The sequence below is a fragment of the Nonomuraea sp. 10N515B genome, assembly GCF_052245915.1.
In the GTDB taxonomy this organism is placed as follows: domain Bacteria; phylum Actinomycetota; class Actinomycetes; order Streptosporangiales; family Streptosporangiaceae; genus Nonomuraea.
Genome location: NZ_JBQQBQ010000047.1, coordinates 53878 through 75286, shown reverse-complemented (window position 1 = coordinate 75286; position 21409 = coordinate 53878). Strand labels below are relative to the sequence as shown.

Genomic DNA, 21409 nt, shown 5'->3' with positions numbered 1-21409 from the left:
CCCCTTGGTCCTGCGCCACGACCAGCAGGATCGCCGTCACCGTCAGGACCGTGGCCGCCGTGCGGGTGAAGCGGCCGCGGCGGCGGCCACGCATTCCGGACCGAACGCCCCATCGACCAAGAGCAGCAGCAGGCTGGGGAGGTGCCGGAGGAGCAGCACCACAGCCGCAGCGCGGCCGACGATCCCGCCGAGCCGGTCCCGCCCGGTTCTGACGCTCGCATACCAGCCCGCGAAGGCCAGGACGATCAGCGGTGCGCCGCCGTACCAGAACAGCGGGAACGCTCCGATCAGGTTCGCCGGGATCATCGAGTCGATCTCGTAGCCCGGGCACCCGCCAGAGATCATGACCGCGTAGAAAAAGCTGCTGCGGTCGCCTCCGGTCAGCAGAGACAAGACCCGGGTGGAGATGCTGGGAGCCAGCGCGGTCAGCAGAGCCGCAGTCCAGAGAACCCATGATCGTCGGGGCACGAGAGGGGAGACTAGGAGACGATGGCACCATCCGCCCATAGCGGAAGAGGAAAGCCGCATGACCGACCTGGACGCGCGAGAAGGCCTGGGCGGCCGGGACCGCCGCGTCCATGCAGACCGGGGTGTTCGGTTCCCAGTCAATCCCCAGAAAAGGCCAGTACTCTCACCCTTCATGAAGTGGGAGTACCAGACGTGAAGATCCGGTACATGCTGCTGCACGCCTACGGCATGGGCGGCACCATCCGCACGGTGGTCAACCAGGCCGGAGCGATGGCCGAGGCGGGCCACGACGTCGAGATCGTCAGCGTGGTGCGGCGGCGCACCAAGCCGCAGTTCGCCATCGACCCACGGGTGCGGCTGTCGGCGCTGGTGGACCAGCGCGACGGGGTGGCCTCCGATTCGCTGGCCCGCAAGGTGTGGCGGCGGGCCCGCGGCAAGATCGTGCCGTACGGCGAGTTCGCCGCCGAGTACTTCACCGAACGTGTGGAGGCCACGGTCATGGACTACGTGTCCTCGCTGACCGACGGCATCCTGGTCACCACCCGCCCGGCACTGAACCTGATCTCGGCCCGCCGCGCCTCCCGCAAGGTCATCCGGGTGGCGCAGGAGCATATGAACCTGGCCGCCTACCACCCGGCCGTACGCGAGCAGATCGCCCGCCACTACGGCCGCTTCGACGCGATCACGGTGCTGACCGAGACCAGCCGGGCCGAGTACCGGGCGCTGCTGAGCCCCGGAGCGCCGGTCGTGCGCATCCCGAACGCCGTGCACATGGAGCACCGCAAGCACTCCGACCAGAGCAACCCGGCCGTGATCGCGGTCGGCCGCCTGGTGCCGCAGAAGGGCTTCGACATGCTCATCCCGGCGTTCGCCGCGGTCGCGGACGCCTACCCGGAGTGGACGGTGCGGATCTTCGGCACCGGACCGTCGCAGCAGCGCCTGCAGGAGCGGATCGACGAGCACGGCATGGGCGGGCGGATCCGGCTCATGGGCCGCACCGACCGCATCCACGAGGAGCTGGCCAAAGCGTCCATCTACGCCCTCAGCTCGCGGATCGAAGGGCTGCCGATGGCGATGATCGAGGCGATGGGCCACGCCCTGCCGATCGTCGCCTTCGACTGCCCCACGGGACCCGCGGACGTGCTGACGCCCGGCCGGGACGGGCTGCTGGTGCCGTCGCGCGACTTCGAGAAGCTGGGCGAGGCCCTCGCCCGGCTGATGGGCGACCGCGAGTTGCGCGCGCGCCTGGGCGCCGCCGCGGCGGAGACGGCGCACGCCTATACGCCGCAGGTCGTGATGCCGCTCTGGAAGGAGCTGTTCGCCGCCCTGGCGAGCGGCCGGCCGCTCCCCGCGAGCCTCACGCGAAGTCCGTGATGACCGGCACCAGGGCCCGCGGCCCGCGGAACGGGATCATGTGCGGCATGCCCGGCACGACGACGCGGGGCAGCTTGTCCTCGGGGCGGTCGCGCATCGCCTCCTGGAACGTGGCGACGACCCGCCGGAGCCCCGCGTCCCGGTAGTCGGCCACGTTGAGCGGCGCCATGCGCGGGCTCTCCCGCACGGAGTTGCGCAGCCACCTGCCGATCATGCGCGGCCAGGAGCGCGCCCGGGGATCCACCGCGGGCGGCAGCTCCTCGGCCTCGAGCCAGGAGACCAGGGCGTCGGTGAGCCCGGGCAGGTCGAGCGGGCGTGCTGTGCCGCCCTCCCGGAGGGACGCGCCGCCAGCCGGTCATGGGCCACCGGCCGGCCTTGACGGTCCGCCGTTCCAGATCCGTGCGATCCATGCGTTCACAGGTGCCCGCCGGAGGGCCGCGAAACCACGTTCTGGAAGTCGTCAAATCCCGAGGGCGGGCAGTATGGCGCGGGCCGTACAGGAAAGGGGCCCGAGAGGAGACCCGCTGGAGCAAGGAGGCCGTGATGGTTTCGTCGCAGAGCGTGTTCCGCCGCAAGCCGGTCGAGCAGATCGCGGAGGAGCACGAGGGTGAGCTGTCCCGGGCGCTCGGGTTGTGGCAGCTCACCGCGATCGGCATCGGCGGCATCATCGGCGCGGGCATCTTCGCCCTGGCCGGGGCGGTGGCCAACCAGACGGCGGGGCCGGCCGTGCTCGTGTCGTTCCTCCTGGCCGGGGTGGCCAGCGCGGCGGCGGCCTTCTCCTACGCCGAGTTCGCCGGCATGATCCCGAAGGCCGGGTCCGCCTACACCTACGGCTACGCGGTGCTCGGCGAGGTCGTGGGCTGGTTCATCGGATGGGACCTGTTGCTGGAGTACACGGCCATCGTCGCCGTCGTCGGCATCGGCATATCCGGATATTTCGGCTTTCTGGTGCAACAGTTGGGCATCACCCTGCCACCGTGGATGCTCGGCGCGCCGGGGACCGGAGACGGGCGCGTGGTGGACCTGTTCGCGGTGCTGCTCTGCCTGCTGATCGCCTTCCTGCTGAACCTGGGCATCAAGGCGGCCGCCAGGTTCGAGACGTTCGTGGTCGCGATCAAGGTGGCCGTGGTGCTGCTGGTGATCGGGGTCGGGTTCTTCTTCATCGACCCGGCCAACTACACGCCGTTCTTCCCCTTCGGCGTCAGCGGGGCCATCACCGGCGCGGCCACGGTGTTCTTCGCCGTCTTCGGCTACGACGCGATGAGCACCGCCGCCGAGGAGTCCAAGGACGCCCGGCGGCACATGCCCAAGGCCATCGTCTACTCTCTGGCCATTTCCATGGTCCTGTACGTGCTCGCGACGCTCGTCCTCACCGGCATGCAGAACTACCGGGACATAGACCCGGAGAGCGGATTCTCCTCGGCGTTCGCCGCCGCCGGGCTGTCCGGCCTGGCCACGCTGATCGCGGCGGGCGCCGTCATCGGCATCCTGACCGTCATGTTCACGTTCATGCTGGGCGTCACCCGGGTGTGGTTCTCCATGAGCAGGGACGGGCTGCTGCCCCTGTGGTTCGCCCGGCTGCATCCGGTACGGCGGGTGCCCACGCGCGTCACCTGGATCGTGGGCGTCGCCTCGGCGCTGATCGCCGGGTTCCTGCCCATCAGGGAGGCGGCCGAGCTGACCAACATCGGCATCCTGCTGGCCTTCGTGGTGGTGTGCGCGGCCGTGATCGTGCTCCGCTACCGCCAGCCCGACCTGCACCGGGAGTTCCGCACGCCCGGCATGCCCGTGGTGCCGGGCATCGGCGTGCTCTTCTCCCTCTGGCTGATCACCTTCCTGGACCCGGTGACCTGGCTGCGCTTCGCCGTGTGGTTCGCGCTGGGACTCATCATCTACTTCGCGTACAGCCGCCGTCATTCCGCGCTCAATACCTGACCACGACCAGGGTTTTACCGAGGGGAGAGATCCGTAAAACGGCCTGGACATAATCTGGGTTGTGGGGCTCGGCACACGGCATGGTGACCCGGGCGCCTGAGTCGTTGGAGCAATCATGACCATGGCCGCGCCGCACGTCTCGGGCGGTCTGCCGGCGGAGCTCAACACTTTCGTGGGCCGCCGGCACGAAATAGCCGAGGTCAAACGGCTGCTGTCCGAGGCCAGGCTGGTGACGCTGGTCGGCGTGGGAGGCGTCGGCAAGTCCCGGCTGGCCCTGCGCGTCGGGTCCGACCTGCGGCGCGCCTTCCACGCGGGCGTATGGCTGATCGAGCTCGCCGCGCTGGAGAACCCCATGCTTCTCGTCCCGGCCGTCATGGAGAAGCTGGAGATCCAGGACCGTTCCGTACGCCCCCCTATCGAGGTGCTCGTCGACCACCTGCGGGACAAGGAGATGCTCGTGCTCCTGGACAATTGCGAGCACCTCCTGGACGAGTGCGCGGCCATGGTCGACACGCTGATGCGCGCGGCCCCCGGCCTGCGGATCCTGGCCACCAGCCGGCAGGCGCTGGGCGTCGCCGGCGAGCGGACGATGCCGTTGCCGACGATGTCGGTGCCGGACGCCGACGGGGCGGGGCCGTCGGCCGAGGCGATGGGGCGGTCCGACGCGGTGCGGCTGTTTGCCGAGCGGGCCAAGGCCGTGCTGCCCGGCTTCGAGGTCACCGACGCCAACAGAGAGAGCGTGGCGTGGATCTGCCGGCGGCTGGACGGCATGCCGCTGGCGATCGAGCTGGCCGCCGTCCGGCTGCGGGCCATCTCCGTACAGCAGCTGCTGGCCCGGCTGGACGACCGCTTCCGCCTGCTCACGACGGGGGCGCGGACCGCGCTGCCGCGCCAGCAGACGCTGCGGGCGCTGATCGACTGGAGCCACGCTCTGTGCACCGAGCAGGAGCAGCTGCTCTGGAGCCGGCTCTCGGTGTTCTCCGGCGGCCTGGACCTGGAGGCGGCCGAGCAGGTCTGCGGCGGGAACGGCATCGCCGTCGAGGAGATCATCGACCTGGTGAACGGCCTGGTGGACAAGTCCGTGCTGGCGCGCGAGGAGCAGCAGAACGGCGTCAGGTACCGGCTGCTGGAGACGATCCGCCAGTACGGCCGCGAGCGGCTGCGGGAGTCGGGCGAAGAGGAGGAGCTGAAGGCCCGCCACCGCGACTGGTACCGGGACCTCGCCCTCCGCGCGCAGGAGGGATGGTACGGGCCCGATCAGGTGGCCTGGTTCGCCCGCCTGCGTGCCGAGCACGGCAATCTCCGCACGGCCATGGACTCCTGCCTCACCACGCCCGGCGAGGCGGAGGCCGGCCTGGTCATCGCCGCGGCGCTGCGGTTCTACTGGATCGCGGCCGGCGCGCTGCGCGAGGGACGCAGCTGGCTCGACCGGCTGCTCGCGGCCGAGCCGGCGCCCACCGCCGCACGCGCCAGGGCCCTGCTGGTCAACGCCAGGCTCGCGGTCCTGCAGAGCGACTTCGGCGTGGCCACGGCGATGCTGGAGGAGAGCAAGGATCTGGGCCACCGGCACGGGGACGCGCTGGTCCTCGCCGGCGCGGCCTACGTCTGCGGCCTCGCGGCCCTGATCCAGCGCGACCCGTCCCGGGCCGTGACCCTCCTGGGCGAGGCCATCGAGGCCCACCGCGCCGCGGACGACCAGATGGGCGTGGTCAACGCGATGATGTACCTGGCCACCGCGCACTCCCTGCTGGGCCACCCCCAGCAGGCCGCGGACCTCTACAAGGAATGCCTGACGATCTGCGAGGTCCAGAACGAGCACTGGTTCAGGTCGTACACGCTGTGGGTGTTCGGGATCGAGACGTGGAAGCAGGGCGACACGGCGCGGGCGGTCGAGATGGAGCGCGAGGCCATCCGGCTCAAGCAGCCCTTCGACGACCGCCTGGGCATCGCGCTGTGCATGGAGGCGCTGGCCTGGATGGCCGCCGAGGACGAGGCCGAGCGGGCCGCGGTGCTGCTCGGGGCCTCCCAGGAGAGCTGGCGCTCGTTCGGCGGGCCGCTGTTCGGCTACCTCTCCGCCTTCCACGAGAGCGCCGAGACGGTGGCGCGCGAACGCCTGGGCGCGCGCGACTTCGACGCGGCCTTCCACAAGGGCACCGAGATGAGCTGCGCCGAGGCGCTCGCCTACGCCATAGGCCGCGCCGCCCCGCGGGACAAGCAGGCGCGCGAGACCTCGCCGCTGACCCGGCGGGAGCGGGAGATCGCCGCGCTCGTCGCCCAGGGCATGAGCAACAAGGAGATCGCGGCCCACCTGGTGATCGCGCAGCGCACCGCCGAGGCGCACGTGGAGCACATCCTGTGCAAGCTCGGGTTCACCTCGCGGACCCAGATCGCCGCCTGGATCTACGAGCAGGACCGTTCCGGGAGCTCGTCATGACCACCGGCCTCGTGACGGATAAATCCAGCTTTGTCGGGCGCAAGCGTGAATTGTCGGAATCCCGGCGCATGCTGGCCTCGAGCCGGCTGCTCACCCTGACCGGCCCGGGCGGCGTCGGCAAGACCCGGCTGGCGCTCAGGCTCGCCGAGATTCTCCGGGGCAGTTTCCGTGACGGGGTGGAGGTCGTGGAGCTGGCCTCCCTGGAGACCGGCGAGCTGCTCGAGCCGACGGTCGCCGCGGCGCTGGGGCTGCGCGACGCCGGCCCCGATCCGGTGAAAGTGATCATCGACTACCTGTCGGACCGGCGGATGCTGCTCGTGCTCGACAACTGCGAGCACGTGCACGAGGCCTGCGCCCGCCTCGTCGACCGGCTGCTGCGCTCCGCTCCCCGGCTGCGCATCCTGGCGACCAGCAGGCGGACCCTGGGCGTGTACGGCGAGCAGGTGCTGCCCGTCCCCACGCTGCCCGTACCCGACCCCGGGCACGGGTTGCGGGAGACCGCCCGCCACGACGCCGTCCGCCTGTTCGTGGAGCGCGCGGCGCGGGCCGTGCCCGGCTTCTCGCTGCACCCGGGCAACAAGGCGTGGGTGGTGCGGCTGGCCCGGCGGCTGGAGGGCATCCCCCTCGCCATCGAGCTGGCCGCGGCCCGGCTGCGCACCTCGACGCTGGAGGACCTGGCACGCGAGCTCGACGAGCGCCTCGACGTGCTGGCGGCCGACGCCCCTTCCGCGCCGCCGCGCCATCGCACGCTGCGCGCCACCATGGACTGGAGCTTCGGCCTGTGCTCGGCCGGGGAGCGGCGGTTGTGGTCACGGCTGTCGATGTTCCCCGGCGGGGTCGATCTGGACACCGCCGAGTCGGTGTGCGCCGGCGACGGCATCGACGACATGGAGGTGCTCGACCTGCTGGCCGGGTTGGTGGACAAGTCCGTCGTGGCCGGCGAGCTGCGGGAGGGCAGGCTCAGGTACCGCATGCTGGAGAGCCTGCGCGCGTACGGGAGCGAGCGGCTGCCGGCCGCCGACCGGCGGCTCCTGCGCTCCCGCTACGTCCGGCACTACCGTGAGCTGGTGGAGCGCCACCGCATCGACCGCCTGGTTCCCGACCAGCTCGAGCGTTACAACCTGCTGCGCGGGGAGCTGCCCAACCTGCGGGCGGCGCTCGACGCGTGCATGTGCGAGCCCGCGCTCGCACCCGTGGGGCTGGGCACCGCGTCGGCGATGTGGTGCTACTGGCTGCTGGCCGGCTCGCTCACCGAGGGCCGCTACTGGCTGGAACGCGGCCTGAGGCTGGTGCCGGACGGCACCAGCACGCGGGGGCAGGCGCTGTGGGCGTGCGGCCTGCTCGCGCTGCGCCAGGGCGACGTGAGGGCGGCCGGGCCGCGGCTCGGGGAATGCCGTGACCTCGCATGTCAGGCCGGGAACGACCGGATCCTGCCGCGCGCGCTCATGGCCGAGGGCGTGGCCGCGTTCTCCACCGGCGACGGCCGCCGGGGTCTGGAGTTGCTGCGCGAGTCCCTGGCGCTCCACCGGGCCATGGAGGACCTAGACGGCGTGCTGTACAGCTTGTACTTCGCCGCCGCGTACGGCTCCAGCGAGGACCCCCGCCAGGCCGCCGAGTTCGGCGAGGAGCTGCTGGACCTGTGCGAGCGGCACCACGCTCTGGTCTCCCGCGCCTACGCCCAGATGTCGCTCGGCGTCGCGCGGTGGAATCTGGGCGACTGCTCGCGGGCGGAGGAGCTGGTGACGGCGGCCACCGAGTTCGCCGGCGAGATCGGCGACCGATGGTGCCTCACCCAGTGCCTGGAGGTGCTGGCGTGGGCGGCGGGCCGGCGCGGGGAGCATGAGCGGGCGGCGGAGCTGCTGGGCGCCGCGCATGTGTTGTGGCGGGTGATGGGCGCCGCGCCGGAGCGGCTGAGTTACCACGCCGTCTGGCACGAGCGCTGCGAGCAGCAGGCGTGCCTGGCACTGGGCAGGCGGACGTTCTCAGGGGCGTTCCGCGCCGGTGAGCGGCTCGGCCCGGACCGCGCCGTGGCCTACGCCTGTGGCCGCGAGAGCATCGCCCAGCACGCGTAGGCCGGTGCGGGGTCTCGATAGCATGATGGGGTGCACGGTCTTCTCCGCTCCTTATGGAACGAGCCACGTGCCCCCAACCCTCCACGGCGGGTGTGGCGGGACTGGGCGCTCGTAGGAGTGCTCGTGCCGGTCGCGGTGCTCGAAGGGGTCATGCGGCCGGACCTTTCCTGGCGGGCCCTGTCGGTCGCTGTCACCGTCGGGCTGGTGTTCACGTTGTTGTGGCGCCGCACCAGGCCGCTGCTGATGGTCCTGATCATTTTCGCCGCCACGAGCCTGGCGCCGTTGTTCACCGGTGGCGCGGCCATCGAGATGTACACGATGGCCTACGTGCTGGTGGCGCTGTACGCGTTGTTCCGGTGGGGGTCGGGGCGGGAGGTCGCGATCGGGTTCGCCATCATGCTGGCCACCGTCTCGATGTCGGTGGCCGCCGGCCGCATCGCCGCCCCCGCCGACATGGTCGGCGCGTTCGCCGTGATGTTCTCCTCCTTCGCGCTGGGCGTGGCCTTCCGGTTCCGGTCGCGGGCCAGGATGCGCGAGCTCGACCAGGTCAAACTGCTCGAACGCGAACAGCTGGCCCGCGACCTGCACGACACCGTCGCCCATCACGTCTCGGCGATGGCCATCCGCGCCCAGGCGGGCCTGGCGACGTCGGCCACGCATCCCGGCGCCGCCACCGAGGCGCTGCGCGTGATCGAGGCCGAGGCGTCGCGCACGCTGGCCGAGATGCGGGCCATGGTCCGGGTCCTGCGCAGGCACGAGCCCGCGGAGCTGGCCCCCGGCAAGCACATCGCCGATCTCGCCCAGCTCGCCGGTCAGGCCCGCGTCGGCCCGTCCGTCGACGTGGAGATCCGCGGCGACCTCGACAGCCTGCCGCCGTCGATCGGCGCCGCGATCTACCGCATCGCGCAGGAGTCGGTCACCAACGCCAGGCGGCACGCGCGGCACGCCACGCGCATCGAGGTGAGCGTGGCCGCCGACGACACCTCGGTGCGCCTGCGGGTGAGCGACGACGGCGACAACAGCTCCACGCGCACGATCTCGTCGGCGGGATACGGGCTCATCGGCATGATCGAACGCGCCGGCCTGCTCGGCGGCAGCTGCGAGGCGGGCCCGAACCCGGGCCGGGGCTGGACCGTGACGGCCGTGCTGCCCCGCACCGGGGCGGTGACATGAGCACCACCATCCCCGACAGGAACATCACGGTGGTCGTGGCCGACGACCAGGAGATCGCTCGCACCGGACTCAGGATGATCCTCGACGCCCAGCCGGACATCGAGGTCGTCGGCGAGGCCGGCGACGGGCGACGGGCCGTCGAGCTCGCCCGGCGGCTGCGCCCCGACGTGTGCCTGTTCGACATCCGCATGCCTCACCTCAACGGCATCGACGCCACCCGCCTGCTGGCGGGCCCGGACGTCGGCGACCCGCTCGCCGTGGTGGTCATCACCACGTTCGACCTGGACGAATACGTCTACGAGGCGCTGCGGGCGGGCGCCCGGGGCTTCCTGCTCAAGGACGCGGGGCCGCAGCTGCTGGCCCAGGCCATCCGGGCGGCCGCGGGCGGCGACGCGCTGATCGCGCCGAGCATCACCGCGCGGCTGCTGGGCGCTTTCGCCGGCGCCGGGCCGGCCGCGCCGCTCGCGCAGCCCATCGAGGCGCTCACGGACCGGGAGGAGCAGATCCTGCTCACCGTGGCACGCGGGCGGACCAACAGCGAGATAGCCGCCGAGCTGCACATCTCGCTCAGCACGGTCAAGAGCCACGTCGCGAGCCTGATGACCAAGCTCGGCGTGCGCAACCGCGTGGAGATCGCGATGTGGGCGTACGAGACCAAGCGCGTCAAGCACTGACCCGGGACCGCCGCCGCCGGCGGATGATCCCTTCGGCGACGGCGAGGTTGATCACCCAGCCGGCGGCCAGGAGCAGCGCACGGGTGACCTCGTCCTGCTCACCGCCGTGCACGATGAGCCAGACGGCCTGGGTCACCGCCTGCGTGCCGGCGCCCATGCCGATCGCGTAGGCGCGGGTCATCCAGGCGCGGTGCCCGGCGATGTCCCGCCGCAGGATCGCGGCCAGGCCGAGCACGAGGGAGACGGCCATCGTCGTGCCGAACACGAGCCGGAAGGCGGCCAGCAGATCGCCGTCGCCGGGCGGGCGGGCCAGGAACAGGGTCATCCACAGGCCGGACAGCGCCGTGACGAGCCCGGCGGGGATGAGGTTCCGCCCCGCCGGGCGGTGCCAGCGCCGCCGGACGCGGCCGAACTGGAACGCCCCCAGGACGCTGTACAGGCTGGCGGCGACGATGTGCAGCATCACCGGCAGCGGCATGGCGACGAACCGCGCGTTCGCGGGCGTGACGTCGGCGCCGCCGGCCAGCTCGGTCAGCCGGACGGCGCCGGCGAGCACGGGAACGAAGCTGAGAACGATGAGCCCGGCGGGAAGGAGCCAACCTGCCCTGGTGGCCGGGCGGCGTGTCCTGGTGGTCTGGAGGGTCATGCCTCGATCGTGGCCGCCGGGGCGGTCGCGGTTCATCGGCGGAACGGCTCGGCCGACCCGGCCTATCGGCCACCGAGGAGGTCGTACTTTCGGCCGTTGGACCCGGGGCGGGTCTTGGCGACACTGACGTTCAACCGCTCCCGGAGGAGGAATGTGATGAAGGCTTTCGCTCTACGCACGTACGGCCCGCCCGCCGCGCTCAAGCTCATGGACGTCGACCGGCCCGAGCCCGGCCCCGGCGAGGTGCTGGTGCGGGTGCGCGCCACGTCCGTCCAGCCCTACGACTGGCACCTGATGCGCGGGGAGCCGTACGTCGCGCGGGTCATGCCCGGCGGCCTCGGGCTGCGCAAGCCGTCGATCCCGATCCTCGGCGCCGACGTGGCCGGCGAGGTCGAGGCGGTCGGGAAGAACGTCACCGAGTTCGCGCCCGGCGACGAGGTGTTCGCGATGTCCAAGCAGGGCGGGTTCGGCGAGTACGTCCGCGTCGAGGCAGCCGAGCTGGCGCCGAAGCCGCGGAACCTGTCGTTCGAGGAGGCGGCCGCGGTGCCGCTGGCGGCCGGCACCGCGCTGCTGGCCGTCCGCGACGACGGCAGGCTCCAGCCCGGGCAGCGGGTCCTGGTCAACGGGGCCTCGGGTGGCGTGGGGACGTTCGCCGTGCAGCTCGCCAAGGCCTTCGGCGCGCACGTCACCGGCGTCTGCAGCCACAGGAACGTGGACCTGGTCCGCTCACTCGGCGCCGACGAGGTCGTCGACTACACCAAGGAGGACTTCACCCGGCTCGGCCGCCGCTTCGACCTCGTGGTGGACAACGCGTGCAGCCGGCGCGCGTCGGCCTACCGGCGGGTCCTGAAGCCCAAGGGCATCCACGTCCTGGTCGGCGGGCCCGCCGGCCGCTGGTTCCAGCCGGCCGGGCGGATGTTCGCCACGCTGGCGGCCGGTATGTTCCTGCCCCACAAGGTGGTGCTGACGGACGTGGTCGGGTGCACGGCGGAGCAGAACAGGCGCAACCTCCTCACGCTGACCGGACTCATCGAGGACGGCCAGGTCAGCCCGGTCATCGATCGGCAGTACCCGTTCGAGGAGATCCCCGCGGCCATCAGGTACCAGGAGGAGGGCCGCGCCCCGGGCAAGGTCGTCATCACGGTGTCGGCGTAAGATCGCCCCGATTCTCGCGATCACGCAGAGATAGGGCATGCTAAAGATCTGTAAGCAACTGCCCGCGACGATTGCGATGAAGGTTCCTGATCATGCCATTCCTGACCCAGCTCGCCGACGTCGCCCGCCGCACCGGCGGACCGGTGACCGAAGTGGCCGGATGGAAGACCCGCGGTCACGGGCCGCAGCCCGAGGTGCAGGGCATCGTCTGTCACCACACCGCGGGCCCGCCGGCCGGCGGCGACTACCCGTCGCTGGCCGTGGTGCGCGACGGCCGCCCCGGATTGGACGGGCCGCTGTCGCACTTCGGGCTCGGCAGGTCCGGGCGGATCTACGTCATCGCCGCCGGACGATGCTGGCACAACGCCCCGTCGACCTCCCCGCGGCACGACAACTCCAGCTCGATCGGCATCGAGGCGGAGAACAACGGCGTCCAGCCCTGGCCCGCGGCGCAGGTCGAGGCCTACATCCGGCTGTGTGCGGAGCTGTGCCGCGAGTTCGGGCTGCCGGCCTCCCGGGTGAAGGCGCACCGGGAGGTCAACACCGCCAAACCGGACCCGCACTCCCTCGACATGAACGACTTCCGGGCGTCCGTCGCCGCCATCGTCAAGGGCGACCCGGACCCATCCTGGACGGAGACCATCGTGAAGAACCTGCCGCTGATCCGCCTCGGTGACGACAACGCCGACGTCAAGACGGTCAGAGGCTGCCTGTTCGCCCGCGGTCACGTGCCGCGGGCCGCCTACGCCGGCGTCCAGGACGGGCTCGAGGGCTGGTTGACGTCCACCCGCTGCGACACCGGCCTGGTCGAGCTGGTCCGCGGATTCCAGCAGGCCGAGGGCCTCGACGAGGACGGCGTCGTCGGGCCCAAGACCTGGCCGTCGCTGCTGCGCGTGTGAGCGGGGTCAGCCGACGATCGTGCGGGCCGCGACGAGCTCCCCTTCCTTGAAACCCTCCACCCGGACCACCTGGGCGGCGCCGATCCCCGGGACGGGGAACGTCACGGACTCCTGGGCCAGGTCCACAGACAGCCGCGGCCGGCCGTCGAGGTAGACGTCGGCCCGGTCCACGAGCCGGCTCCGCAGGGTCAGCTCGCCGCTCGCCGCGGCCACCTGCGCCTCGAGGCGGCGCACCGGCCGACCGGCCAGCAGCTGCCCGGCCCGTTCGAGCAGGTCCGTGTTGCCCTGGAGCACGTCCCTGCGCGTCATGCGGTGCCGCTGGTCGGGCACGACGCCGAGGTCCTCGACGGGGGTGCCCGCGAGGTCGTGCACGCGCAGGGTGCGCCGGATCGACACCCGCATGTTCGCCTGCCCCGGCAGCGGCCTGTACGGCGTGTCCGCGGCCGGCTCCGGCAGCTCCAGCAGCGTGCTGAGCAGCTGGTGCGTCCACACGTTGGCGCCGCCGGCGCCGGTGTTGCCGTCCACGCCGAGGACGGGGCCGATCTTGTGGTCCTGGAAGCCGGCGGCGAAGATGTCGGTCGCCGAGTAGCAGCGGGCGTCGGTGATCAGCACGACGGGGCCGTGGTAGCGCTGGCCGATGGCGTTGGCCCCGTCGGCGGGCGTGATGGTGAAGCCGCCGGAGTAGACGGCGCCCGTCTCCAGCGCCTGCTCCATCGACCTGCACCACGGCGTGAGGTCGATCTGGCCGGTCGGGTTGTTCTTGTGCTGCCCGCAGATCCGCAGGTTGAGCGGCGTCGCGATGAACTGCGTCGGCTCCGGGGAGATCGGGTGGGGGGTGAGCGTCTGCAGGAGGAACTCGCTGGCGAAGATGTGCCCGCCGCCGTTGCCGCGCACGTCCACGATGAGCCCGTTCTGCGGCAGCAGCTCGAGGAGCCGGACGAACTCCCGGACGAACCCGTCGGGGTTGTTGACGTTGAACGTGAACACGCGGATGTGGCCGTACGTGCCGGACGCGGTGACCACGCTCCTGGCCCGGAACACCGCCGGCATGGACGTCGGGACGTCCGCGCCCGGCGCCGCGGGCTCGGTCGTCAGGTCCGCGAAGGCCAGCGACTCCCGCGCCGTGACCGACGTGGGCACGTACAACATCGTGACGGCGCGGCCGATCTCGTCCGTGCCGAGGTCGAGCCCTTGAGCCACGGCCGCGGTGCTGAGCTCGTCGGCGTCGACGAAGGGCGGCACGTTGTCGGTGATGCGCCACTTCTCCCGCAGCTCCCGGGAGATCCCGTCGCCGTTGACGGAGGTGAGCACCACCCAGTCCTCGTCGGGTGGCACGTGGATGCGCAGCGGCCGGAGGGTGAGCGACTGCAGGCCGCGCGAGTGCCGCGCCGCCGCGTTGCCGCCGGCGAAGCGTGCCGCGTTGAGCGCCACCGCCCGCTCGATCGGCACCCCGTTCCAGTGCGTCACCTCCACGCCTGGGCCGAACCCGGGAGCGGAGAAGCCCTCGACGACCCTGGTCACCACGTAGTGCGGAGCGTCGCCCTCGAAGTACTCCTCGATCTGGTACGGCAGGTACGCGATCTTGCCGGAGAACGGCACCGGCAGCAGGTAGTTGGTGTGCAGGTCGCGCATCGAGTGGAAGATCTCCGACAGCTCCTGGTGGAAGCGCCACTCCGGATCCATGCCCATCTCGCTCTGCCGGCCGAGCCGCTGGGCCAGCAGCCTGAGCCGCTGGACCGGGTTCACGGCGTGCATCGCGGCCTTGAGCGGCAGGTGCACGTAGTTCTGCTCGATGAGCACGAGCGCCTGCTGGACCAGCGTGCGCCGGTCGGCGAGCGTCAACGTGCCCGCCGTGCGCAGGAAGTCCGGCAACTCCACCGCGTCGGCCAGCCGCTTCGCCATCGTCTCTGATGCCTCGGTCATGCCTTGCCCACCCCCAGGCGTCGTGGCGCGGCCCTGTCGGCCGGAAGGGGCGCCGGGCGGCCGCGCGGATCGGATTCCCGCAGGCTGGCACGGGACGGGCGGCGGCCGCCTCGGGGGCCGCCCTAGGGCTTTCCCTAGGTTTCACCCCACGGGGACCGGCCGGCTGTCGCGTGCCCGGATGAGCAGCAGCGAGATCGCCACGCCGGCCAGCCCCGCGGCCGCGGCCACCAGGCAGGTGGTGGCCAGCGCGCCGGTGAAGGCGTTCCTGGCCGTCTCCTGGGCGGACTGGCTCACCAGGTCGAACCGGCCGCCGGCCACCACCGCTGCCTGCCCGGGGAGCTCGGCCCCGATCCGGGTCGTGAAGATCGCCCCGAACGCGGCCACACCGGTGGCCGTGCCCAGCGGGAAGAAGGTGTTGGACAGGCCCGAGGCCATGCCCGCCCGTTCGCTGGGCACGACGTCGAGCGTGACGCCCAGCAGCGGCGGGAAGGCCAATGCCCCGCCGACGCCGAGCAGCACGAAGCCGGGCAGCGCGACGAGCCACGAGCTGTCCGGCCCCACCCTGGCCATCAGGACGAAGGCGATCGCGATCAGCGCGAAGCCCCCAGCCATCAGCCGGGACGCGGGGATCCGCTCCCCCAGCCGACCGGCCAGCGGGGCGACGATCAGGATGGGCAGGGTCAGGGCCAGCAGCCGCAGCCCGGTCTCCAGCGGAGAGTGCCCGAGCATGCCCTGCAGCCACAGGATCAGGTACGGCAGGATGCCGAAACTGGTGATCCTGGCCAGGAACGTCAGCAGCACCGCGCCGGTGAACGTCGGCATCCGGAACAGGCGCACGTCCAGCACGGCGTACGGGCGGCGGGCCTGCACCGCGACGAACAGCCCGAGCAGCACCAGACCGGCGACCAGCGCCGCCAGCACCCCCGGCGAGCCCCAGCCCTGGCCGGGACCGGCGATCAGCGCGTAGTTGAGCGCGAAGAGCATGCTGACGGCCAGCACGGCGCCGGCCACGTCGATCCGGCCGGCGGGTGCCTCCCTGGCCGGCTCGCGCAGCCGCAGCAGCGCCCCGGCCAGCAGGATTGCCCCCACGGGCAGGTTGATCCAGAAGATCCACCGCCAGCCGAGCGTGTCCACCATCAGGCCGCCGACCAGCGGCCCGAGCCCGGCGGCCGCGCCGCCCGCGGCGGAGAACGCCCCGATGGCGCCCTGCCGGGCGCGGCCCGCCGGATAGGCGCCGGCGATGAGCGCCATCGCGGTGCCCATGACCATCGCTCCGCCGACCCCCTGCGCGATGCGGAAGGCCGTCAGCGCGCCCGGGCTCCAGGCCGCCCCGCAGGCCGCGGAGGCGGCGGTGAACAGGGCAACCCCGGCCGTGAAGATCGCGCGGCGGCCGACGCGGTCGGAGACCGATCCCGCGGTGAGCAACAGGGCGGCGAACGCGAGCGTGTAGCCGTTGATGGCCCACTGCAGGCCGTCCAGACGGGCCGCCAGCTCACCGGCGATCTCGGGGAGCGCGACGTTGACGATCGTGATGTCCAGGGTGAGCAGAACCGCGGCCAGGCAGACCACGGTCAGGGTCCACCCGGCCTTCGGAGGCTGAGTCATGCGTACAAAGTACACAGAAATTAGGCAAACCTAAATAGAGCGCGGGAGAGATCTGCTCAGCGGGTCGCCAGCGCGTCCACGAGCGCGCGGAGCCCGTGCAGGAAGGCGGCCTCGTGGTCGAAGGAACGCAGCGCGCGGCGGGCCCGCTCGGGGTCGTCGACCGAGGAGGCGAGCAGTTGCTCGCGGGCGGCGCGCCGCTCGGGCGCCACTCCGGGCAGGTAGGACAAGTGGCCGAGGACGTACCACCACAGCGCGGCGTACCCGTCGGTCCCCTGCCGGTCGTCCTGGCCCAGCTCGGCGAAGCGGTCCAGGGTCCAGGTGAACAGGGCGGCGGCCCGGGGCGCGAACTGCTCGCCCTGGCGCAGGATCTCCACGACCCAGGCATGCTGGGCGAGGTAGGCGTCCACGGCGGCGAACGCGGCCACCAGCCGCTCCTGCGGGGTCCCCTCCTCGTCCGGCAGCGGCGGCAGTCCCTCGGCCACGTCCTCGAGCAACGCGAGGATGAGCGCCCGCTTGTCCGCGACGTGCCGGTAGATCGCCATCGGAGCGGCGCCGAGCTCGGCCGCGACCCGCCGGATGGTCAGCCCGCCGACGCCTTCCGTCTCGGCCACTCGCCGGCCCGCGGCCACGACGATCCCGCGGGTGAGGAACTGGCGACGTCCGCTGGAGCTCGTACGCGTGACCACGTCTTTCACTGTAGTGCCCGCCTCCTGCCACGTGATCGCTTCCGCCTGGGCACGGAGCGTGCTGCAGGGGCCTGCGGTAAAGGCGTTGTTCATGGAGATTTAATGAACGTCCTCGACTGATCCCGCCTGGCGGGGTACGGGGACACCCATGCTCGGACACCTCACTCGTACCTTGTTGCGCCGTGTGACGGACGCGGTCGGCGCTCTCGGCGGGCGCTCGACCTGGACATATCCGGGCCACATCCATCTGGAGCTGCTGCGCGAGCCGGTCCTGGCGGCCGAGATCGAGGGCAGGCTGCAGGCGGTCCCGGGCGTGCGGTGGGCCCGGGTCAACGTGCCGCTGAGCCGGGCGATCGTGGCGCTGGACGACCCGCCCGCCGACACCGCCGAGCTGATGAGGGCGCTGGAGGAGGCGGAGGCCAAGGCCGGGTCGCGGGTGGCCGCCGAGCCGCCGCCCGGGCTGGTCCTGGCGGCGGACCTGGGCGGCATCGCGGCGACCGGCGTGGAGTGGCTCCTCCACCGCACCCCGCTGCCCGGGGAGGTCGCCGGCCTGGTGTCGTTGGTCGACAACCTGCCGCGGCTCCGCGACGCCATCGACGACGCGATCCCCCTTCCCGCGCTGAGGACGTGGCTGCCGGTGGCGAGCGCCGCCGTGAAAGGCCTGGCGCCCGGCCTGACGGGGCTGGTGGTCGACACGGCCCAGCGTCTGGTGCAGATCAGGGAGAACCACGCCGTGGACAGCGCGTGGCAGGCGGTGCACGAGCGCCTGACCGGGACGCCGGAGCAGGCCGCCGCCTCGGCGGTCCCCGCCGAGCGGCCCGTCCCGCTGCCGCCCGGCCCCGCCGACCGCTACGCCGACCAGCTGCTCGCCGGTGCGCCGCTGGGCGGCCTGGTCGGCTCGCTGCTGAGCATGAACGCCCGGCGACAGACGGCGATGATCTGTACGCCCAAGCCGGCGTTCGCGGGACGCGAGACGTTCGCGGCCGAGCTGGGCTTCGTGTTGTCGCGCCGCGGCGTGGTGATCGCCGACCGCGCGGCGCTGCGCCGTCTGGACCGGATCGACACGGTGGTGTTCGACGAGGACGTCCTGCTGTCGCCACGCAGTGCGATCGGCGAGGTGCGGCCCGCGCCCGGCGCCGACCATGAGGAGATCGCCACGTGGCTCTACCGGCTGTTCGACCCCGACCGGCCGGAGGCCACGCAGGAGGAGGGGCCATGGCGGCTGCGGGCCCGCGGCCGGCGGCTCACCCTGACCCGCGACGGCGAGAAGCAGGCGACCGCCGAGACCGTGCGGCAGCGCTCGCCGGACGCGGAGGCGGCCGTGGCGGCCGCGCGCAAGGCCGGGCTGCGTGTGATCGTGCGGCCCGGCGCGGGCGCGGAGCGGGTGCGGGAGCTGCAGGCCGGCGGGGCGGGCGTGCTGCTGGTGTCCTCCGACCCCCAGGCCCTGGCGCAGGCCGACTGCGGAGCCGGGGTCACCCCTGGGGTCCGCACCGGCTCGGCGGCCGGCGCCCCGGCCCCGCCTCCCTGGGGCGCCCATCTGCTGCTCGACGACGACCTGCGGCCTCTGGTCGCGCTGATCGCCGCCATCCCGGCGGCCCGCGAGGTGGCCGCCGGCGGGGTGCGGCTGGCCCGCGGCGGCACGGGCGTGGGCGCCCTGTTCGCCCTCACCTCTCCCGCCCCGCGCTCGGCGGGCAACGCCCTGACGGCGATGCACGTCGCGACCTGCCTGTCGATGGGCCACGGCGCCTGGCGCGCCTGGCGTACCACGCTGACGCCCGCCCTCACTCCGGCCGATCCGCGGCCGTGGCACGCGATGCCGGTCGAGACGGTACTGCGCGAGCTGGACACCGGCCCTGGCGGGCTGAGCGGAGCGGAGGCGGCGCGCAGGCGGACACCGGTCGCCGCCAACGGCAGGCGGCCGTCGCTGCTGCGCGAGACGGCGGCGGAGCTGGCCAACCCGTTCACGCCCGTGCTCGCGACCGGCGCGGTGGGCTCGGCCGCGGTGGGCTCTGTCGTGGACGCCGCCCTGGTGTCCGGCGTGATGGGGCTGTCGGCGCTGGCCGGCGGCGTGCAGCGGGTGGCCACCGCGCGCACGCTGGCCGAGCTGGCCGGGCACGTACGCGTCCGCGCGCGGGTCCTGCGTCACGGCGAGGAACACGACGCCGACGCCCGTGACCTGGTCCCCGGCGACGTGGTGGTGCTCTCGGCGGGCCAGGTGGTGCCCGCCGACTGCCGGATCGTGGCGGCGGTCGGGCTCGAGGCCGACGAGTCGGCGCTGACCGGGGAGTCCCTCCCCGTGGCCAAGAACACCGCGCCGATCTTCGCCAGGGACGTGGCCGATCGGCGCTCCATGCTGTACGAGGGCACCTCGATCGCGGCAGGCACGGCCACGGCCGTGGTGGTGGCCGTGGGTGAGGCCACGGAGACGGGCCGCGCCCTGGCTGCCGCCGAGGAGCGCGCCCCGCGCAGCGGGGTGGCCGACCGGCTGGCGCGGATCACCCGGGCCACCACGCCGATCGCCGGCGGTGCGGCGGCGGCGCTGACGCTGGCCGGCCTGGTGCGCGGCCGGCCCCTGCGCCAGGCACTCGCCGAGGGTGTCAGCCTCGCCGTGGCCGCGGTGCCCGAAGGCCTTCCGCTGCTGGTCAGCGCGGCGCAGCTGGCGGCGACCCGCCGGCTGTCGGCGCACGGCGTGCACGTACGCGATCCGCGGACCATCGAGGCGCTCGGCCGGGTCGAGGTGTTGTGCTTCGACAAGACGGGCACGCTGACCGCGGGTGAGATCCGGCTGACCCGCGTCTGCGACGCCCGCCGCGAGGTGTCCGTGCGGAGGCTGGGCGATCTCGACACGGTCCTGGCCACCGGACTGCGCGCGACGCCCCGCCGGGAGGGCAACGGCGAGCACAGCCACCTGACCGACGCGGCCGTCGCCGCCGGCGCCGAGGCCGCCGGGGTGAGCCGCAGAACGGGGGTGCACGGCTGGCGCGAGCTGGCGGCCCTGCCGTTCGAGCCGTCCAGGGGTTTCCACGCCGCCCTCGGCAAGAACGGGCGGACCAGGCTGCTCAGCGTCAAGGGCGCGCCCGAGACCGTGCTGCCGCGCTGCACCCGCGTGCGGGTGAACGGCCAGGAGCGCCCTCTGGACGACAAGGAGCGGCACCGCGTCGAGGAACACGTCGAGCGGCTGGCCGCCTCCGGGCACCGCGTGCTGGCCGTGGCCGAACGCCCGGTGACGGGGCGCGACGATCTCGACGACGGCGACGTGGCCGACCTGACCTTCGCCGGGCTGCTCGGCCTGGCCGACGTGGTGCGGCACACCGCCAGCCCGGCGGTGACCCGCCTGCGCGCGGCCGGCGTGCAGATCGTCATGATCACCGGGGATCATCCCAGCACGGCGAGCGCCATCGCCGCCGAGCTGATCGAGGCCGAGCCACGGGTGCTCACCGGCGCGGAGCTGGACGCCCTGGACGACACGGAGCTGGACGAGCGGCTGCCCTCCGTCGACGTGGTGGCCCGCTGCACGCCGGAACAGAAGGTCCGGGTCGTGCGCTCGTTCCAGCGGATCGGCAAGGTGGTGGCGATGACCGGCGACGGCGCGAACGACGCCGCCGGGATCCGGCTGGCCGACGTCGGCATAGCGCTGGGCCTCACCGGCACCCCGGCGGCGCGGGCCGCCGCCGACATCGTCGTGAGCGACGACCAGCTGGAGACCATCGTCTCGGCGCTGGCCGAGGGCCGCGCCATGTGGGCCTCGGTCCGCGAGGCGCTGGCCATCCTGGTGGGCGGCAACCTGGGCGAGATCGGCTTCACCCTGCTCGGCGCGCTCGCCGCCGGCTCCTCCCCGCTGTCGGCCCGCCAGCTGCTGCTGGTCAACATGCTCACAGACCTGGCGCCCGCGCTGGCCATAGCGCTGCGCGCCCCCTCGCCCGAGGAGGCGGCGAACCTGTTGCAGGAGGGTCCGGAAAGCTCGCTGGGTAAGGCGCTCACGCGTGACATCGCCCGGCGCGCCGTCATCACGTCGCTCGGCGCGGGGATCGGGTGGACGCTGGCCAGGTTCACCGGCACACCGGCGCGAGCACGCACGGTCGGGCTGGTCGCGCTGGTCGGCACCCAGCTGGCCCAGACGGTGCAGACCGCGGGACGGGACCGGACCGTGCTGCTGAGCGCCGTGGGCTCGGCGGTGGCGCTGGCCGCGATCGTGCAGACGCCCGGCCTCAGCCACTTCTTCGGCTCCACGCCGCTCGGCCCGGTGGCGTGGCCGATCGCGCTGTTCTCGGTGGGCACCGCGATGGTCATCGACAAGGTCGCGGAGCGTCCGTTGAACACCATTATGGACAGGTTCATGCTGAATTAGCGCGTTAGGACGGGTGC

General features: G+C 72.7%; 15 protein-coding genes. 9 read left to right on the top strand and 6 right to left on the bottom strand.

Annotated features, from left to right (window positions below; all coding sequences use genetic code 11):
• Positions 1-42 precede the first annotated feature (42 nt).
• Positions 43-468: a hypothetical protein gene (locus ACTWQA_RS43485; protein WP_443164734.1), complete on the bottom strand. Its 426-nt coding sequence runs from the start codon at positions 466-468 to the stop codon at positions 43-45.
• Positions 469-660: 192 nt separating this feature from the next.
• Here ACTWQA_RS43485 and ACTWQA_RS43480 point away from each other — a divergent pair, with 192 nt between their 5' ends.
• Positions 661-1842, top strand: a complete 1182-nt coding sequence (locus ACTWQA_RS43480; RefSeq protein WP_443164733.1) for a glycosyltransferase family 4 protein — start codon at positions 661-663, stop codon at positions 1840-1842.
• On the opposite strand, the gene ACTWQA_RS43475 is transcribed toward ACTWQA_RS43480, so the two are convergent.
• On the bottom strand, positions 1826-2086 hold the full coding sequence (locus tag ACTWQA_RS43475; RefSeq protein WP_443164732.1) for a hypothetical protein: 261 nt from the start codon (positions 2084-2086) through the stop codon (positions 1826-1828). The two genes, ACTWQA_RS43480 and ACTWQA_RS43475, sit on opposite strands and share 17 nt — an antisense overlap.
• A 299-nt stretch (positions 2087-2385) precedes the next feature.
• Here ACTWQA_RS43475 and ACTWQA_RS43470 point away from each other — a divergent pair, with 299 nt between their 5' ends.
• From ACTWQA_RS43470 to ACTWQA_RS43450, 5 genes are all read left to right on the top strand, one after another.
• Positions 2386-3777: an amino acid permease gene (locus ACTWQA_RS43470; protein ID WP_443164731.1), complete on the top strand. Its 1392-nt coding sequence runs from the start codon at positions 2386-2388 to the stop codon at positions 3775-3777.
• A gap of 115 nt (positions 3778-3892) precedes the next feature.
• Positions 3893-6211: an ATP-binding protein gene (locus ACTWQA_RS43465; protein WP_443164730.1), complete on the top strand. Its 2319-nt coding sequence runs from the start codon at positions 3893-3895 to the stop codon at positions 6209-6211.
• Positions 6208-8283, top strand: a complete 2076-nt coding sequence (locus ACTWQA_RS43460; RefSeq protein ID WP_443164729.1) for an ATP-binding protein — start codon at positions 6208-6210, stop codon at positions 8281-8283. Before ACTWQA_RS43465 ends, ACTWQA_RS43460 begins: the two co-directional genes overlap by 4 nt.
• Positions 8284-8313: 30 nt before the next feature.
• Positions 8314-9456: a sensor histidine kinase gene (locus ACTWQA_RS43455; RefSeq protein ID WP_443164728.1), complete on the top strand. Its 1143-nt coding sequence runs from the start codon at positions 8314-8316 to the stop codon at positions 9454-9456.
• Positions 9453-10130, top strand: coding sequence for a response regulator (locus ACTWQA_RS43450; protein WP_443164727.1), 678 nt, complete (start codon positions 9453-9455; stop codon positions 10128-10130). The genes ACTWQA_RS43455 and ACTWQA_RS43450 overlap by 4 nt, the downstream gene beginning before the upstream one ends.
• On the opposite strand, the gene ACTWQA_RS43445 is transcribed toward ACTWQA_RS43450, so the two are convergent.
• Complete coding sequence (locus ACTWQA_RS43445; protein WP_443164726.1) at positions 10120-10776, bottom strand: DUF2306 domain-containing protein; 657 nt, start codon at positions 10774-10776, stop codon at positions 10120-10122. The genes ACTWQA_RS43450 and ACTWQA_RS43445 overlap by 11 nt on opposite strands.
• A 156-nt stretch (positions 10777-10932) precedes the next feature.
• Between ACTWQA_RS43445 and ACTWQA_RS43440 the strand changes: the two genes are divergently transcribed.
• Positions 10933-11931, top strand: coding sequence for an NAD(P)-dependent alcohol dehydrogenase (locus ACTWQA_RS43440; protein ID WP_443164725.1), 999 nt, complete (start codon positions 10933-10935; stop codon positions 11929-11931).
• A gap of 92 nt (positions 11932-12023) precedes the next feature.
• Positions 12024-12830: a peptidoglycan recognition protein family protein gene (locus ACTWQA_RS43435; RefSeq protein WP_443164724.1), complete on the top strand. Its 807-nt coding sequence runs from the start codon at positions 12024-12026 to the stop codon at positions 12828-12830.
• A 6-nt stretch (positions 12831-12836) separates the two neighbouring features.
• Here the strand turns inward: ACTWQA_RS43435 and ACTWQA_RS43430 are convergent, their stop codons facing one another.
• The 3 genes from ACTWQA_RS43430 to ACTWQA_RS43420 form a co-directional block, all read right to left on the bottom strand.
• Positions 12837-14753, bottom strand: a complete 1917-nt coding sequence (locus tag ACTWQA_RS43430) for a S41 family peptidase (RefSeq protein ID WP_443164723.1) — start codon at positions 14751-14753, stop codon at positions 12837-12839.
• 141 nt (positions 14754-14894) lie between these two features.
• A complete protein-coding gene (locus tag ACTWQA_RS43425) occupies positions 14895-16358 on the bottom strand; it encodes an MFS transporter (protein ID WP_443164722.1) in 1464 nt (487 codons plus the stop codon).
• Between the two features lie 56 nt (positions 16359-16414).
• Positions 16415-17044, bottom strand: a complete 630-nt coding sequence (locus ACTWQA_RS43420; RefSeq protein ID WP_305917095.1) for a TetR/AcrR family transcriptional regulator — start codon at positions 17042-17044, stop codon at positions 16415-16417.
• Positions 17045-17228: 184 nt separating this feature from the next.
• On the opposite strand from ACTWQA_RS43420, the gene ACTWQA_RS43415 reads away from it, so the two are divergent.
• Positions 17229-21392 (top strand): HAD-IC family P-type ATPase, encoded by a 4164-nt coding sequence (locus tag ACTWQA_RS43415; protein ID WP_443164721.1) that lies wholly within the window; start codon positions 17229-17231, stop codon positions 21390-21392.
• Positions 21393-21409: the final 17 nt, after the last annotated feature.